Origin of the sequence: Bacillus velezensis, assembly GCF_001461825.1 — a bacterium.
In the GTDB taxonomy this organism is placed as follows: domain Bacteria; phylum Bacillota; class Bacilli; order Bacillales; family Bacillaceae; genus Bacillus; species Bacillus velezensis.
The window spans coordinates 434,294-450,269 of record NZ_LLZC01000012.1 but is presented as its reverse complement, the minus strand read 5'-3'; the positions used below and the strand labels follow the sequence as shown (position 1 = coordinate 450,269).

The window sequence follows — 15,976 nt, the reverse complement described above, 5'->3', positions numbered from 1 at the left end:
CGATCACACAGCAACCGTCTTTTTCTTTATTTTACAATAAGATGATTCATATTAGCAAAAGACTTGATCACATCTGCAAGAGCGGTCATTTGCGCTAAACGGTTGGTTTTTAATGCTTCATCGTCCGCATTTACCATCGTGTGATTAAAGTAGTCTTCAATCGGCTCCTTTAATCCGCTGAGCACATCAAGCGCCTGTTCATAGTTTTTGGAGGCAAAGCTTTCCGCGACACTGTCTTTTGTTTTTTGATAAGCGTCAAACAGCTTTTTCTCCTGTTCATTTTCAAACAGATCCGGCTTGATATCCCGGCTCTCGCCTTTTTTGCTGATAGAGATAACCCGGCCGAGTGATTCAGCCGTTTCTTTAAAGCCGGGTGTGCCGAGGTGCTTCTCAAGCACTCTTGCCTTATGAACGGCTGCATACGGCTCAAGCTCTGTGCTGTCCAGAACGGCTTCAATAACGTCATGACGGATGTCTTCAGCGTTTAAGACGTATTTCAGACGCTGTGTAAAGAAATCGAGGAGCTCATTTTCTTTTTCCGTTTCTGTCAATGACAGAAGCTCTTTAAACGAAATGCCCCAATTGCGGTCGATCAGAATGGAAACGATGCCGCTTGCCTGACGGCGCAATCCGTACGGATCCTGGGAACCTGTCGGAATTACGTCAATGCTGAAGAAGGAAGCAATCGTATCCAGTTTATCAGCTAACGCCACGACCGCGCCGGTAAAGGTTGAAGGCACTTCTCCCCCGGCCGCTCTCGGCATATAGTGCTCATTGACAGCGGCAGCGACGGCATCATCTTCACCGAGCATGCGCGCATATTTTTCTCCCATTACGCCTTGAAGCTCAGGGAACTCATAGATCATATGTGTAACCAGGTCAAATTTAGAAATCTCTGCGGCGCGCTTCACAAGTTTTTGCGTCTGTTCATCCGCTTTCAGGCGGACGGCAAGTTTGCCCGCAATGGCGGCCACTCTTCTTACTTTATCTCCAAGGGAGCCGAGCTCTTCATGGAAAACGATATTTTCCAGTTTCTTCACGTTTTCATCAATGTTCAGCTTTTGGTCTTCTTTGTAGAAGAACGCAGCATCTGAAAGCCTTGCTCTCAGCACTTTCTCGTTTCCGCGGGCAACATTTTCAATTGCATGGCTGTTCCCGTTTCTTACCGTAATAAAATGAGGCAGCAGATTCCCGTTTTCATCTTTTACCGGGAAGTAGCGCTGATGCTCTTTCATTGTTGTCACGAGCACTTCTTCAGGGATAGAAAGAAACTCGGATTCAAAAGATCCGTAAAGCGCCGTCGGGTATTCCACCAGATGGTTGACTTCGTTCAGCAGGTCCTCATCGATCGGAATGTTCCATTTCTTCTCAGCCGCAAGCGCATCCAGCTGGCTTTGGATCATTTGTTTGCGTTCTTTCGGGTCAGCAATGACGCTTTGTTCTTTCAGCAGCTTTTCGTATGATGACGGCGCATCAACAGATACTTCTTGGCCGAGAAAGCGGTGTCCCTGCGTGTTCCGGCCCGTCTCGACATTTGTGATTTCAAACGGAATGACGTCTTTTCCAAAGAGGGCGGCAATCCATTTGATCGGACGGATATAGCGCAAATCCTGCGTGCCCCAGCGCATGTTTTTCGGAAAATGCATTCCGGCAATCAAATTTTCCAGCTGCGGTAAAAGTGTCTTCGTCTCTTGTCCCGCCTGGAATTTTTGAACGAAGACATATTCCGTGCCGTTTACATCTTTTATATACAGGTCATCCACTCCGGCGCCTTGGCCTTTTGAAAATCCGATAGCGGCTTTTGTCCAGTTTCCGTCAGCATCCAGAGCGATTTTTTTCGCAGGGCCTTTTGCTTCTTCCTGAATATCAGCCTGTTTTTCTGCTACGTCTTTTATATATACTGCCAGACGTCTCGGTGTATTAAAAAGTTTCACTTCGCCATGGGCGATATTTTTTTCAGCCAGCCAGCCGGTCAGCTTTTCACCGAGCTGCACCATGCTGTCATGTAAAAACCGCGCCGGCATTTCCTCGAGTCCGATCTCTAAAAGCAAGTCTTGTTTACTCATGGGAAGAGCCCTCCTCTTTAAGCATTGGGAACCCTAATTTTTCCCGTTCTTCATAATACGTTTTTGCCACTTTTCTCGCTAAGTTGCGGACACGGCCGATATAACCCGTCCGCTCCGTCACCGAGATCGCGCCTTTTGCATCGAGCAGATTAAATGTGTGAGAGCATTTCAGCACATAATCATAGGCCGGATGCACGAGCCCGTTATCCATTTGTCTGATCGCTTCTTTTTCATAGGTGCTGAACAAATGGAAAAGCATATCCACGTCAGATGTTTCAAAAGTATAAACGGAATGCTCATATTCAGCCATCATAAATAAATCTTTCACAGTAAATCCTGACGTCCATTCAAGATCAAAGACGTTTTCTTTATCCTGAATATATGACGCGAGACGTTCAATACCATATGTGATCTCAACGGATACCGGTTTACATTCAATTCCGCCCACCTGCTGGAAGTATGTAAACTGTGTAATTTCCATCCCGTCAAGCCATACTTCCCAGCCGAGACCTGCACAGCCTAAAGACGGGTTTTCCCAGTTGTCTTCTACGAAACGGATATCATGTTCAAGCGGGTCAATGCCGAGCGCACGCAATGAATCAAGGTAAAGCTCTTGAATGTTATCAGGCGACGGCTTGATAATGACTTGGAATTGGTGATGCTGATAGAGCCTGTTCGGGTTTTCACCGTACCGTCCGTCCGCAGGCCGTCTGGACGGCTCAACGTAAGCCACTCTCCACGGTTCCGGCCCGATGCTTCGTAAAAATGTATACGGGCTCATTGTGCCTGCGCCTTTCTCCACATCATACGACTGCATGAGCACACAGCCTTCATTCGACCAGTGCTTCTGCAAGGTTAAAATCATATCTTGAATGTTCATTTCAAGCACCTCCACTTTCTCCATTCTTTTACAAGTGCGGCGGCAACCAAAAAACTCCCGTCTCTATGCTTGCCGGCCGCAAACATAGGGACGAGAGTTCTCCCGCGGTTCCACCCTAGTTGCTGAGGATGTGAATCACTCAGCCTCTTTTTAAAGGGTTGCTCGAGAATGCCTTTCGTTGCGCGCTCATCCTTAGCTTACACTGCCCTAAGGTCGCTTGTATGAGTTGGACGCAAGTACTTCTTTCTGTCACTGCAACATATTTTATAATAAATGATCATATAAAAAGATGGGCAGAATGTCAACTTTTGTTTTCATCCAAAAGGTTCTTCATGCTTTCCATCTGATCTAAAAACCGTTTTGACTTTAAATAAAGTCCTGAATATTCCTCGTAATACAGATCAATGACCCGTTTAATTTCGTTTTTGGTTTCCTGTTTTAACGAGACGCTGCCGAGCCTTCCGATATCAAAGTAATAAAAAAGCCTTAGCAGCCTTGCCGTTTGCGGCGAAATCGGAACTCTGTACGGATCCTTTTCAAAGCAGCGGTGGCAGATAAACCCGTTATCTCTTATCGAAAAATGAAACGTCCCTTCCCCGCTTTTGCAGTGGACACAATGATTCAGCTCCGGATACAGCCCCATGACGCCGAGCATTTTCATCTGCACGATGAAGGTGATCACGTCCGGGTCAGTCCCGTCATTCAGCCTCTTAAAGGATTCGAGAATCAATTCGAATAAATAGGGGTTCGGTTTCTTCTCTTCCGTTCCTTTGTCAGTGAGTTCAGCGATAAAAGCGGCATACGCCGTCAAAAATAAATCTTCTCTGATCGTTCTCATGCTGAGAATCATTTCACCCTGCTGGAGCGTGCCGAGTCCGGATGTTCTTTGCATTAAAAATGACCCGTACAAAAACGGCTGGCTGACTGCTGACAGCCGGCTGGCTGACTTCCTGGCGCCCCTTGCCATGACGCCGATTTTGCCGTGTTCCCTCGTCAGCAATGTCACGATTTTATTCGTCTCCCCGTAGTCATTCGTACGGAGCACGATTCCTTCACATTTAGTCAGCATTTCCGCACCTTCCAACAACGGGAGGGGCCAAGAGGTTTACAAAATTGGAAAATCAATTCGGGCTAGCTCATCTTCCGGTTCTTCGGGTCTTTCCAGGTTCTCTTTTTCCAGTTCTTTAAAAAGAAGGTACGTATCAACACTTCCTGTTTGAGAAAATACGTTCCAGGTAAAATTCAACACAAAAAACCCACCTTTCATCATTAAACTAGCTTTGCAATCCAAATTCTTACCCTTATCTTGACCTGATGTCCTCCTTTTCATGTTAAACAAATTTTGCTAACGAATCCCTGCTTCTGTGAGGTAATCTCACACCTCAGGCATGCGCCTTAGATGAATTAATATTCATCCTCTTTGAAGCCGAAATCACGCAGCTGAGACATTTTATTCCGCCAGTCCTTCTGCACCTTCACCCATAATTCCAGGTAAACGCGTGAGCCCAAAAGAGCTTCAATATCAGCCCGCGCTCTTTTGCCGACTTCTTTCAGAAGCGCTCCTTTTTTGCCGATGACGATGCCTTTTTGAGAATCCCGCTCGACCACAATCGTGGCGGCGACATGGACAGAGCCGTTTTCCTGCCCTTTAATGGACTCGATAGCGACAGCGATGCTGTGCGGCACTTCTTCCCTTGTCAGATGGAGCACCTTTTCCCTGATCAGTTCAGAAATAATGAACCGCTCGGGATGGTCAGTCACCTGATCGCTCGGATAGAACTGAGGCCCTTCCGGTAAATACGCTTCAATCTGCGCGAGAAGGGTTTCGACGTTGTTCCCTTCCAAAGCTGAGATCGGCACGATTTCCTTAAACGGATAGCGCGTACGGTACTCATCAATTAAAAGAAGCAGCTGGTCGGGGTGGATCTTATCAATTTTGTTTACGATCAGAAAGACCGGCGTGGACGTCTGTCCGAGCTTTTCAATGATAAACTCGTCGCCTTTTCCGTACCCTTCTTCGGCGTTAATCATAAATAACACCAAGTCAACTTCTTTCAGCGTATTCTGGGCCACTTTCATCATAAAGTCGCCAAGCTTGTGCTTTGGTTTGTGAATGCCCGGTGTATCAATAAAAATGGTCTGCGACGTGCCGGTTGTCAGCACCCCTTGGACTTTATTTCTTGTCGTCTGGGGTTTGTCGCTCATGATGGCGATCTTTTGACCGATGACCCTGTTTAAAAAGGTAGACTTCCCTACATTCGGCCTTCCGATGATAGATACAAATCCTGATTTAAAGCTTTCGTTCGTCATGTAAATCCTCCGATGAAAATGCGCCCGGCAATAATTCTTCCGCAGTCATTTCTTTTATTTGTCCTTGTAAGTTGGTCAGAATAACAAGCATATCCTTTGAGCACAGCTCGGAAATTACTTGTCTGCAGGCTCCGCACGGCGAAACCGGTCCCGGAGTATCCGCAGCCACGGCGAGCATCGCAAATTCCGTATCCCCCTCGGAAACAGCTTTGAATATCGCCGTGCGTTCAGCACAGTTGCACATGCTGTATGCCGCATTTTCAATGTTGCAGCCTCTGTACACTTTTCCGTCTTTGGTAAGAAGAGCGGCTCCCACTCTGAAATTTGAATACGGCACATACGCTGTGTCCCGCGCTTTTAATGCTTCTGCAATCAATTCTTGTCTGTTCATGTGTACTTAATTCCTCTCTTACCTTTATCCTGTATGATACCGCTGTCACTTTTATTTTACATAATTATGATTGGTTTTTCACGCCCATTTTTGGCAATGTAAAATAATTGTAAGAATCTTCTGCTAACATATCTTCGGCAAGAAGATGAGTAAACCAATGATACACGATATCACGGCAAAGACGCAAACGGCTCCGGCGGCCGCGTCCTTTGCCGCTTTTGCGAGCGGGTGATACTGATCGGTAACTAAATCCACAACATGCTCTATCGCCGTATTTAAAAGCTCCAAAGCAAGCATCCCTCCGATCAGCACCAAAACAACGGCCCATTCGGCTGTGCTCAGCCCGGTGAGAAAACCGCAAACGATAACGGCGCAGGCCGCGGTAATATGAAATTGAAAATTCCGCTCTGACCGCGCCGTTTTCCAGATTCCCCTCCATGCATGGACAAAGCTCTTCAGGAACCTGCTCCACTCGTTTTTATGATCTCGTGAGTCCATACTCATCCAGCAAATCCTTTTGCTTTGAAAACATTTCTTCCTCTTCTTCTTTTGTCATGTGATCATAGCCAAGCAAATGCAAAAAGCCGTGCACGGCCAGAAAACCGAGCTCTCTCATAAACGAATGGCCGTACTCTTCCGCCTGCTCTTCCGTTCTGTCTGCGCTGATGATAATATCTCCTAAAACAGGCGGCATGTCGGCGCCTACGATTTCAACCTCGTCTTCGCCTTCTTCTTCAAGCGCAAACGAAATGACGTCAGTCGGAGTGTCTTTTCCCCGGTAGTCTCTGTTGATTTCTCTGATTTCTTCATTTGTCACAATCGTGACCGATACTTCAGCCTGATCCTGAACGCCTTCTTTTTCCGCCGCGAATTGGAGCAGCTTCTCCACTTCTTGGAGCGCATCAGCTGAGACGCTGTTCGTTTCATCAACAATATCTATGAGTAAACCCATTTATTTCACCTTCTTCGTAGCCTCCGGATATTCAATCCGGGAGTGGAAAATTCCTTTTAAAGTCGCACATAGTGTTTTTGCGATCGTATCCAGTTCTCGGAACGTGAGATCACATTCTGAGAATTGTCCGTCCTGAAGCTTATCGGATATAATTCCCCGCACCAGTTTTTCGATCCGCTCGGGATTGGGATTATGCATGGAACGGACGGCGGCTTCAACGCTGTCGGCCACTGAGATAATAGCCGCTTCTTTCGATTGCGGCTTCGGCCCCGGGTAGCGGAACTCTTTCTCTGTAATCTGGTCGCCCTTTTCTTTCGCTTTATAATAAAAGAATTTCAAAAGGGACGTTCCGTGATGCTGCTCCGCGATATCCACAAGCTCTTTCGGAAACTTATAGCTTCTGAGCATATTCGCACCGTCTGTCGTATGTGCGATAATGATATTTTTGCTGAGCTGCGGAGACAGCTTGTCATGCGGATTATCCATATTCATCTGATTTTCAATAAAATATTGCGGACGTTTCGTTTTGCCGAGATCGTGATAATACGCTCCGACCCGTGCTAAAAGACCGTTTGCCCCTACGGCTTCACAAGCCGCTTCCGACAGATTTGCCACCATGACGCTGTGATGATATGTACCGGGTGTTTCCGTTAAAATCTTTCGAAGCAGGGGATGATTCGGATTAGACAGTTCAATCAGCCTCATCGTTGAAAGAATGCCGAATCCCGTCTCAAAAAACGGCATCAGACCGATAATCAGAACGGATGAAGCAAGTCCCGAGACGGCCCCCATCAGCATCAGCGTTCCGATTTCAACCGGTGACAGCGCCGTATTTTGTATTAATAAAAGCGACAGCACGATAATCATATTAATAAATGAGACGAACAGTCCCGCCTGCAATATTTTTGATCTCGCATTATGTTTTCCCAGAAACAGAATGCCTGAAATGCTGCTGATTAAATAGTAAATGCCGATGACGTAATTAAATGTTCCCGTCACACCCTGATTAAACATCATACTGCCGCAGATCGCCAGAATGATGCTTCCTAAAATGGCGAGCCTTTCATTGAGCAGCAGCCTGATTAAAATCGCGCCGGCGGCGATCGGCACAAGATAGCCGATATTGGTGTATTCAATCTTCTGAAAGAGACTGACGACTTCCATAATGACGAGAATAAGCGTTGTAATGATAGAAAACAGCAAAAGAGATTTATTTTTCAGCTTAAGCTCCTGCTGCTGTTTCTCAAAATAGTAGACAAGCGTGGCAATAAACAGCCCGATCATCAGAAGGAGACCGCTGATCGGTTTTAACAGGTTGGAATTATTCAAAAGCCCCGTCAGTTCGAGCTTCCTGTATACTTCCCGGTCGATCAGATCATTCTCTTCCACGAGAACCTGTCCTTGTTTGATCTGTACCGGCTGGACGCTGTCTGACGCTTCCTGGCGTTTTTCATCCGTCGCTTTCGGATCAAATACATAATTCGGGATGACTGCGTATTTTCCGATTTCAGTCGCAGCCGCTAAATATTTTGACGGCACAGAAGCGCTTTTCAGCTCTTTTGCGACCTTATCCTTCGCTTCGGCAAGCTTTTCAGAAGGAATTTCACTGCTCATCACCGTATTCACCGCGGTAATGACGGAATCCCTCACAAATGAGAAATCTTCATTGTTTGCATGGAGAAGCGATTTAATGGCATCTTCCGAGACGGATTCATTGACATCCTGTGTCAGCTTGTTTTTCACCGATTTTACCAGTGATTTTTCCGAAGGTGACTTTTTATCTTTTTCCGCATCTTTTTTCACTTCGCCGATGCTGTCAAAAATGGAAGTGATCAGGTCAAGCCGGTTGTCGGTATAGCCTTTTTTCAGAGTGTATTGATCTTCCACCGCATCTTCGGCCGCCTGCTTTTTCGATTCCGTCGCCTGCTGATCTTCCACTGTGGCGGGCGCGTAAATCGTCTTATCACTGACTGAAAACAAATCCAAATTAAGTGATTCAGGTTTTACATGAATAAAGAGCAAACCAAACATGATCGCTGAAAGCAGCAGGTACAGCAGCACATGGGCTGAGCGGGCATGTCTGAAACTGCGGAACCGTTCCCGGGCGCTTTTGCCCTTTCCCTTCTTTTTCAAAACAAGAACCTCCTCCCTGAAACATCAGGAACACATCATATAAAAATGACCCGATAACGGGAGATCGGGTCATTTTTGCATTACTTTTGCTTATCATAAGCTTCAATAATTTTTGCAACAAGCGGATGCCTGACCACATCTGTCTGGTCAAGTTCAATCACGGAGATGCCGTTTACGTCCTTCAGCATGTCCTTCGCTACTGCAAGTCCCGATGTGACGCCTTTCGGCAGGTCAATTTGGCTTACGTCGCCCGTAATGATCATTTTAGAGCCAAAACCCAATCTCGTCAAAAACATTTTCATTTGAGCGGGAGTGGTATTCTGGGCTTCATCAAGAATCACATACGCGTCGTCAAGCGTCCGCCCTCTCATATAGGCAAGCGGGGCGATTTCGATAACCCCTCTTTCCATAAGACGCTCAGTATGATCGCTTCCGAGCACATCATGGAGCGCGTCATACAGCGGGCGCAGATAAGGATCTACTTTTTCCTTTAAATCTCCGGGCAGAAAGCCGAGGCTCTCGCCGGCTTCCACAGCGGGTCTTGTTAAAATGATTTTTTTAATGTGGCCGTTTTTTAAAGCGTGCACCGCTTTTACGACCGCCAAATAAGTTTTGCCGGTTCCCGCCGGCCCGATGCCGAACACCATGTCGTTTTTCTTCATCGCCGCCACATATTCTCTTTGGCCGATGGTTTTGACACGGATCGGTTTGCCTTTTGCCGTTTTCGTTATTTCCTCTTCATACATGCTTTCAAAATAGTCCAGTTCATCTTTTTTTGCCATTTTCACGGCATACAGCACATCACGTTCCGAAATCTCGATCCCCTTGCGAATTAAAGTAAGGAGCGAGCCCAATAATCTGTCAGCGATCTCAAATGTTTCATCATTCCCGGAAACGTAAATGGTTTCACCGCGTGTGATGAGGCTAATGCCCAGATCCTTCTCCATTAAATGTAAAAAAGCATCTTGGCTGCCGAACAAAGAAAGTGCTTCGTCCGGGCTTTTCAGTTTGTGATTAATCGCAAGTAAATGTTCTGCCATTCTTTAGTCTCCCTGAACAATAGGTGTGGTTTGAACGATATCTTCTATAACTTGGTAGAGAATAATCAACTTTACTTTACCATTCTCAACGGATTGGTGCAAAACTTTTTCACTTTCCACCTCTCCGCTGCCGTTTAATCGCTTTTCTACATCTTGTCTTCCCATTTTGATACCGGCCTGAACCGCTTCGCCTTTCGTATAAGTCCGCACGGATGTTTCACTTTCTCTTGTCTGTTCTTGAACGTAAGAAACCGGAAGCTTCATCCCCAGAAATTGAAACCGATGCTTTTCTTCCTCTGTTTTCGGATGTTTCAGCGGCTTCTCATTAAATTCAAAGCCCCAAAAAGGCACGCCCCATGATCCGAAAGACAGCTTGTGCTTCGTCCTTACTTTACCCGTATATAGCGTAAATGATGTTTCAAGAGGCACGGTTACTTCTGACTTGTACCATGTTTCTCCGTAAATTTCCGCTTTTGAGGCGACTTTCCGGTCTTCATTTCCGATCAGTCCTGAGACGAGGAGCTGTCCTTTGTCAACATGATCGTTCACAAAAGCCATCGGCTGCCCCTTTTGCACGAACATCCTTTTGATGACCGCCTTCTTTTTGGCAACGATATGGCGGGGGCTCACGTACTTTTCTTTTGTCGGTTCGTTTTTTTCGACCACTTTCATATGAAGGGCTGTCCCGTTCAATTCCACACCGACCCACGTAATATTATCGATACCGTTTGTTAATGATTTTTGAATTTTCTCCGGCGTCATCATTAAAAATTGCAAACGGCCTTTTTTCACACCGATTTCTTCAAGGTGCTTTACCATCTGATGCTCGGTTTCGGGCTTGGCCCCTTTAATATCAATTTCCCAAATCATGTTGGACAAAAGAAACAATATAACAAAAAATATCACAAATCCCGCAGTGAAGCCCAGGTTTAATTTTGATTTGAGAAGCAGAAAGGGAAGACCCTTTCTTTTTGTAAAGCTTGCTTTGCATTCATGTTTTCTGATGACTCTTCTGAAAGCATGTACATCCTGAAGCTGAATCATCAGCAGGACACAGTCTTGCTTTTTTTTCACCGCAAAGATGGCGATTCCGTTTCTCGTGCATTCATTCAGCAGCCGTTCAATCCCTTTTCCTTTGACTTCTACTTGGACTTTACCCGAAAAAAATGACAGCCATTTGTTTTTCACATTATTTCCCCCCGGCTTTATGAATCGACATATCGTACGTGATCTATCGTGCCTTCCAAAAGAATTTCCTCAGGAAGGATTGCCTTAATGACCAAGTTTTTTCCTGATATGATACATTGCCCCTGCTTGAGCATCAGCCTGACTTCTTCTTCGCTGAACAGCAGGAGGCCTCTGTGATTCTCTATGTAGATATGAAGTCTGCCGACCATCGTAATACGAGGCAGATCCATCATAACGTCCGGGGGAATTTCCAATGCTCTTGTCAGCCATGCCTTTACACGATTCTTTCTTTGCCCCATAAAAAAAGAACCCCCTTTCATCTCATATGTATGATTTGAAAAGGGGTTCTAACACTTTATTTTTTACCGATGTTCCGCATGGTCCGGTGCGGTTTTTTTGCACGGGGCGGACCCAAAACCTCACTGAATATAATGCCTTGGACCGCAGTTTCTTTATTTATTTTGAGGGCTGATTTCTTCAGAGACGCGTTTCGTGCGCGTGCGGATGTCAGCTTATGTTCAATCCCGTTAAACATCTGCTCCGTCTCCGCTAGGCGCTTTTCAGCTTCCCTTCTTTTTTGCTCAAAAGGGTTCTCTTTTGAAACGGCAGGCAATTCTTCCGCTTCCGGCTTATGCTCTTTCTGCGGCTGTTTTTGATCCTGCTTTTTTGCCTGATTTCCGGGACGTGTACCCGGCGGACGTTTTTCATCCTTGTTTTTCTTGCCGAATATTGCCGATATAATGCCGATGACGGCGGCAATGACGAGCGGATTTGTCAGAATCTCGTGCATATAGCGGCTCCCTCCTTAATAGAGAGGTTATTGTTGGTCTTCATCTTGCTGGTCATTCGTCAGCTTGCCGATAGAATCCCTCATGTCCGTATCCGCGTCGATATTTTTTATGTTCATATAGTCCATGACGCCGATGTTTCCTTCACGCAACGCTTCTGCCATCGCAAGCGGCACTTCGGCTTCTGCTTCCACGACTTTTGCACGCATTTCTTCTACGCGAGCGCGCATTTCCTGCTCTTGGGCGACCGCCATGGCGCGGCGCTCTTCGGCTTTGGCCTGCGCAATGTTTTTGTCTGCTTCTGCCTGATCCGTCTGAAGAATCGCTCCGATGTTTTTGCCGATATCAACGTCGGCAATGTCAATCGAAAGAATTTCAAATGCGGTGCCTGAATCCAGCCCTTTGCCAAGTACGGTCTGCGAAATCATATCAGGATTTTCAAGCACTTTTTTATGATTGTGTGAAGAACCGATTGTCGAGACAATCCCTTCTCCGACACGGGCGACAACCGTCTCTTCTCCCGCTCCTCCGACAAGGCGCTCGATATTGGCTCTTACCGTGATTCTGGCTTTTGCCTTTACTTCAATTCCGTCCATGGCGACACCCGCGATAAACGGTGTTTCAATGACCTTCGGATTGACGCTCATCTGTACGGCTTCCAATACGTCACGCCCGGCCAGGTCAATGGCTGCGCAGCGTTCAAATGTCAGCTCAATATTGGCGCGCTGTGCCGCAATCAGGGCATTGACCACCCTGTCGACATTACCTCCGGCCAGATAATGGCTTTCGAGCTGATTTGTTGTTGCGGATAGGCCGGCTTTGTGCGCTTTAATTAACGGATTGACAACGCGGCTTGGTATGACGCGCCGCAGCCTCATCCCGACCAAAGTAAAAATGCTGATTCTGACTCCTGCCGCAAGCGCCGAAATCCATAGCATCACCGGTACAAAGGTGAAGAATATGGCTAACACAATAATGGCAGCAGCAACTAATGCTAAAATCGCCAAACTTGACAGTTCCATCTAATTCCTCCTCAAGGTTGTCATCTATATTTCTCTCACGACAATGCGTGAGCCTTCCGCTTTCACTACTTTCACCTGTCTGTCTTTTTCAGTGAATGATCCTTCCGAGACGACATCCAGACGTTCATCATCAATAATGACGGTGCCTGACGGTCTGAGGGCTGTAGCGGTAATGCCGACTTTTCCCAACAGCTCCGTCCGGTTCTGATTTGAAACATAACCGCTCTCCGTGCTTGTTGAATCAGTTAATATTAATTTTTTAAAGAATTTCATTCGTTTCCCCAACACCCTTGTTAATATGATAAAGGCTGTAATAGATACAGCAAAGGCGATCAAGAGAGAAACCGCCATTACGGTAAAGCTGCCCGCAGCGAGAAAGAGGCTCGCGATGACGCCTGCAATACCGATAAGACCGATTATGCCTCCGGGCAGAAATATCTCTAAAAGGATAAAAACCAAGCCCGCGCAAAATAAGAATACGCTGTCATAGCCGGCAAATCCGGCAGCGATATGCCCGGTGAAAAACAGCAGCATGGCCGTCAGTCCGACGGCACCCGGTATTCCGAGGCCCGGCGAGAACAATTCAATGGTCAAACCAAGCAAAGCAAGCGTTAATAAGACGGGGACAACAAACGGATTTGTCAGCCATCTGCCCAGTTTGCCGACGAAACCTTCTTCTGCATGGTGAACATCCGCTTTGTCAAAACCGAGCTTTGTATATAAAGCATCAAGGTCTGAAACCGTGCCCTCCGAATATCCGACTTCCTTGGCTTTTTCAGCTGTCAGTGTCAGCAGTTTTCCCTTTGGGGCGCCCGCTTCCTTTGCATTGATGGCGGGATCTGCCATGGCCAGGGCGTATTTCGGATTTCGGTTGTTTTTAACCGCTGCGTCCTCCATTTCTGCATGCCACAGTGATTGAGCCTTTTTGTCCGCCGCGTTCCCTTTTCCGTCGATGATGGCTGCGGCACCCATTTTTCCGCCCGGCGCTATATAGATTTCATCTGCCTGAAGCGCTATATACGCTCCGGCAGAAAGCGCCCGTTTATTAACGTAAGCGGTAACAGGCACATCCGCGCGGCCGATGATATCCGCAATATCCAAGGCTGATTGTACCGCGCCTCCCGGTGTATTGATGTCAAGAATAATGTGTGACGCGCCGGACTCCTTCGCTTCTTTGAAAGAACGCGATAAAAACGAGGCGAGCCCCTGTTCGACATTTTTCTCAACCGGGATGACATAAACCGATGGATGATCAGCTTTCGCGTTCAATTGAACCCCTAATAAAGATAATACAAATAAGCCCAATAGAGCAACAGCAATTCCGGTTTTTTTTCGGAACAAGGCAAATATACCCTCCTTCCCGTTTCGTTCTTCTTTATATACGTAACAAATGTACTTTAGTTTCATTTTTTTATGTATAAAAAAAGACATCTCTCTAGGAAAGATGTCTTTTTTCTTGTCAATTAAGATAATTGACTGCTGACAAGTCTGTTAATTACGCTGCCGTCAGCTTTACCTTTTACTTTAGGCATAATAGCACTCATCACTTTGCCCATGTCCGCTTTGGAGCTCGCACCGACTTCAGCGATGGTTTCATTTACGATTGTCTGCAGCTCTTCTTCAGAAAGCTGCTTCGGTAAATAAACTTCTAAAATGTCCAGCTCTTTTTGAACTTTATCTACTAAATCTAAACGATTAGCGTTTGAAAATTCATGGAGGGAGTCTTTACGTTGCTTAAGTTCACGAGATAGGACAGTAAGTTCCTCATCCTCGGTCAAACTGTCTTTCTTAAGCTTAATTGCTTCGTTTTGAAGTGAAGCTTTCACCATTCGAACGACAGTCAGTTTGTCTTTCTCACGGCTTTTCATATACAGCTTCATATCTTGGTTAAGTCGCTCAAGAAGACTCATAAATCCACCCTCTTTTAGAATTTGCGTTTTCTAGCAGCTTCTGACTTTTTCTTGCGCTTTACGCTAGGTTTTTCATAAAATTCGCGCTTTCTTGCTTCTTGCAAAGTACCTGTCTTTGATACACTGCGTTTGAAGCGACGAAGAGCATCTTCAAGCGATTCGTTTTTTCTAACGACCGTTTTTGACATTCTCTTTCCCTCCCTCCGAATACACCAATCGACTACCTTTAAAAAGATACATATATAAACATGTACTTTGACATTATAATATAAGCCATCAGTCAGGTCAACTAAGCGAGCTCACTTTTCCGTCATGAATAAGGCTGCTTGTCTATATAATGATGGAAAGGGGTGTTTCATTTGATGATACTGATTCTCTTTACCGCTCTTATCCTGATTTTTTTACTCGGAATGAGCCTGCTCAGACAGGGGCTGATCGCATTAACTTATGCAAAAATTGAGAAGAGCCTGCTCTTATTTACCGACCACCCTTTGAAAGCTTTTCTCATAAGCATCGTATTCACTGGTTTTCTTCAGAGCAGCTCAGCCTTCATGGTCATTGTCATCGGCTTTGTCAGCGCAGGCGCTTTATCTTTTAAACGGACCATTCCGATGATTCTCGGCACGAATGTCGGCTCCACGTTTACGACGGAGTTTTTAGCCATAAAAATGGATGTGCTCATTTGGGTGCTTTTTATCGGAGGCCTTGTGTTTATCCTCATCCGTAAATATCCGTTCAGACAGATCGGCATAAGCTTCCTCGGTCTCGGCATCATCTTTTTTTGCATCACATGCTTCAGCCGGCTCGCCGTTCCGCTGACAGAAATGAAGGCGGGGGCGGAGGTTTTGCGACATGTGAATGATTCGAGCTGGTCCGCTCTTTTTATCGGTATGATATTGACGGCAATCATTCATTCAAGCTCCGTCTGCATCGGCATTTTGATGAGTTTTATGAACGAAGGGGTGATCGGCATTGAACAAGCGGTCAGCGTCGTTCTGGGATCTAATATCGGGACATGCGTCACGGCCGTCATGGCTGCTGTTTCAGGCGGTTATGCCGCCAGACAGACCGCCGGTGCTCACGTTGTGTTTAATATTCTCGGCGTGCTGCTCGTATTTCCCTTCCTGTCCGCATCAGCAGGTTTTACGGAGCGCCTGTCTGATGATCCCGCGCAGATGATTGCGCATTTCAGCCTGTTATTTAACGTAGTCACCGCCTTATTGTTTCTGCCGTTCACACATTTGTTTTACCGGCTGATTGACAGGCTGATTCCTCCGAAACCGTAAAAAAACCGAT

General features: G+C 46.2%; 17 protein-coding genes and 1 pseudogene. 1 reads left to right on the top strand and 17 read right to left on the bottom strand.

Features of this window, described 5'->3' with window-relative positions; all coding sequences use genetic code 11:
- Nucleotides 1–26 precede the first annotated feature (26 nt).
- From glyS to rpsU, 17 genes and pseudogenes are all read right to left on the bottom strand, one after another.
- The gene (gene glyS / locus AR442_RS06405) at nt 27–2,066 is read right to left on the bottom strand and encodes a glycine--tRNA ligase subunit beta (protein ID WP_029973407.1); all 2,040 of its coding nucleotides are present in this window, start codon (nt 2,064–2,066) and stop codon (nt 27–29) included.
- Nucleotides 2,059–2,946 (bottom strand): glycine--tRNA ligase subunit alpha, encoded by an 888-nt coding sequence (gene glyQ / locus AR442_RS06400; protein WP_003152984.1) that lies wholly within the window; start codon nt 2,944–2,946, stop codon nt 2,059–2,061. Before glyQ ends, glyS begins: the two co-directional genes overlap by 8 nt.
- Nucleotides 2,947–3,247: 301 nt before the next feature.
- A complete protein-coding gene (recO, locus tag AR442_RS06395) occupies nt 3,248–4,015 on the bottom strand; it encodes a DNA repair protein RecO (RefSeq protein WP_007408287.1) in 768 nt (255 codons plus the stop codon).
- A 36-nt stretch (nt 4,016–4,051) separates the two neighbouring features.
- Nucleotides 4,052–4,195: a YqzL family protein gene (locus AR442_RS19860; protein WP_007408286.1), complete on the bottom strand. Its 144-nt coding sequence runs from the start codon at nt 4,193–4,195 to the stop codon at nt 4,052–4,054.
- 155 nt (nt 4,196–4,350) lie between these two features.
- Nucleotides 4,351–5,256 (bottom strand): GTPase Era, encoded by a 906-nt coding sequence (gene era, locus AR442_RS06390; RefSeq protein WP_007408285.1) that lies wholly within the window; start codon nt 5,254–5,256, stop codon nt 4,351–4,353.
- A complete protein-coding gene (locus AR442_RS06385) occupies nt 5,237–5,647 on the bottom strand; it encodes a cytidine deaminase (protein ID WP_003152976.1) in 411 nt (136 codons plus the stop codon). The genes era and AR442_RS06385 overlap by 20 nt, the downstream gene beginning before the upstream one ends.
- A 123-nt stretch (nt 5,648–5,770) precedes the next feature.
- Nucleotides 5,771–6,145 (bottom strand): diacylglycerol kinase family protein, encoded by a 375-nt coding sequence (locus AR442_RS06380; protein ID WP_003152974.1) that lies wholly within the window; start codon nt 6,143–6,145, stop codon nt 5,771–5,773.
- Nucleotides 6,126–6,599 carry an rRNA maturation RNase YbeY gene (gene ybeY, locus AR442_RS06375; RefSeq protein WP_053284930.1) on the bottom strand — a complete coding sequence of 158 codons (474 nt, stop codon included), beginning with the start codon at nt 6,597–6,599 and terminating at the stop codon, nt 6,126–6,128. The genes AR442_RS06380 and ybeY overlap by 20 nt, the downstream gene beginning before the upstream one ends.
- Nucleotides 6,600–8,732, bottom strand: a complete 2,133-nt coding sequence (locus tag AR442_RS06370) for an HD family phosphohydrolase (RefSeq protein ID WP_053284931.1) — start codon at nt 8,730–8,732, stop codon at nt 6,600–6,602. It abuts the gene before it with no gap.
- 80 nt (nt 8,733–8,812) lie between these two features.
- The gene (locus AR442_RS06365) at nt 8,813–9,772 is read right to left on the bottom strand and encodes a PhoH family protein (RefSeq protein ID WP_007408283.1); all 960 of its coding nucleotides are present in this window, start codon (nt 9,770–9,772) and stop codon (nt 8,813–8,815) included.
- A pseudogene (gene yqfD / locus AR442_RS06360) lies at nt 9,736–10,960 on the bottom strand (sporulation protein YqfD). Before yqfD ends, AR442_RS06365 begins: the two are co-directional and overlap by 37 nt.
- A 17-nt stretch (nt 10,961–10,977) precedes the next feature.
- The gene (gene yqfC / locus AR442_RS06355; RefSeq protein ID WP_003152966.1) at nt 10,978–11,259 is read right to left on the bottom strand and encodes a sporulation protein YqfC; all 282 of its coding nucleotides are present in this window, start codon (nt 11,257–11,259) and stop codon (nt 10,978–10,980) included.
- Between the two features lie 56 nt (nt 11,260–11,315).
- Nucleotides 11,316–11,750: a hypothetical protein gene (locus AR442_RS06350; RefSeq protein ID WP_053284933.1), complete on the bottom strand. Its 435-nt coding sequence runs from the start codon at nt 11,748–11,750 to the stop codon at nt 11,316–11,318.
- A gap of 27 nt (nt 11,751–11,777) precedes the next feature.
- The gene (floA, locus tag AR442_RS06345) at nt 11,778–12,770 is read right to left on the bottom strand and encodes a flotillin-like protein FloA (RefSeq protein ID WP_014418409.1); all 993 of its coding nucleotides are present in this window, start codon (nt 12,768–12,770) and stop codon (nt 11,778–11,780) included.
- Nucleotides 12,771–12,794: 24 nt separating this feature from the next.
- Entirely contained in the window at nt 12,795–14,111 is a 1,317-nt protein-coding gene (locus tag AR442_RS06340; protein WP_014418410.1) for an NfeD family protein, read from the bottom strand.
- Nucleotides 14,112–14,233: 122 nt separating this feature from the next.
- The gene (locus tag AR442_RS06335) at nt 14,234–14,680 is read right to left on the bottom strand and encodes a GatB/YqeY domain-containing protein (protein ID WP_007408278.1); all 447 of its coding nucleotides are present in this window, start codon (nt 14,678–14,680) and stop codon (nt 14,234–14,236) included.
- Between the two features lie 14 nt (nt 14,681–14,694).
- On the bottom strand, nt 14,695–14,868 hold the full coding sequence (rpsU, locus tag AR442_RS06330) for a 30S ribosomal protein S21 (protein ID WP_003152957.1): 174 nt from the start codon (nt 14,866–14,868) through the stop codon (nt 14,695–14,697).
- 171 nt (nt 14,869–15,039) lie between these two features.
- Here rpsU and AR442_RS06325 point away from each other — a divergent pair, with 171 nt between their 5' ends.
- Complete coding sequence (locus AR442_RS06325) at nt 15,040–15,966, top strand: Na/Pi symporter (protein WP_032863561.1); 927 nt, start codon at nt 15,040–15,042, stop codon at nt 15,964–15,966.
- The last annotated feature ends 10 nt before the right edge of the window (nt 15,967–15,976 follow it).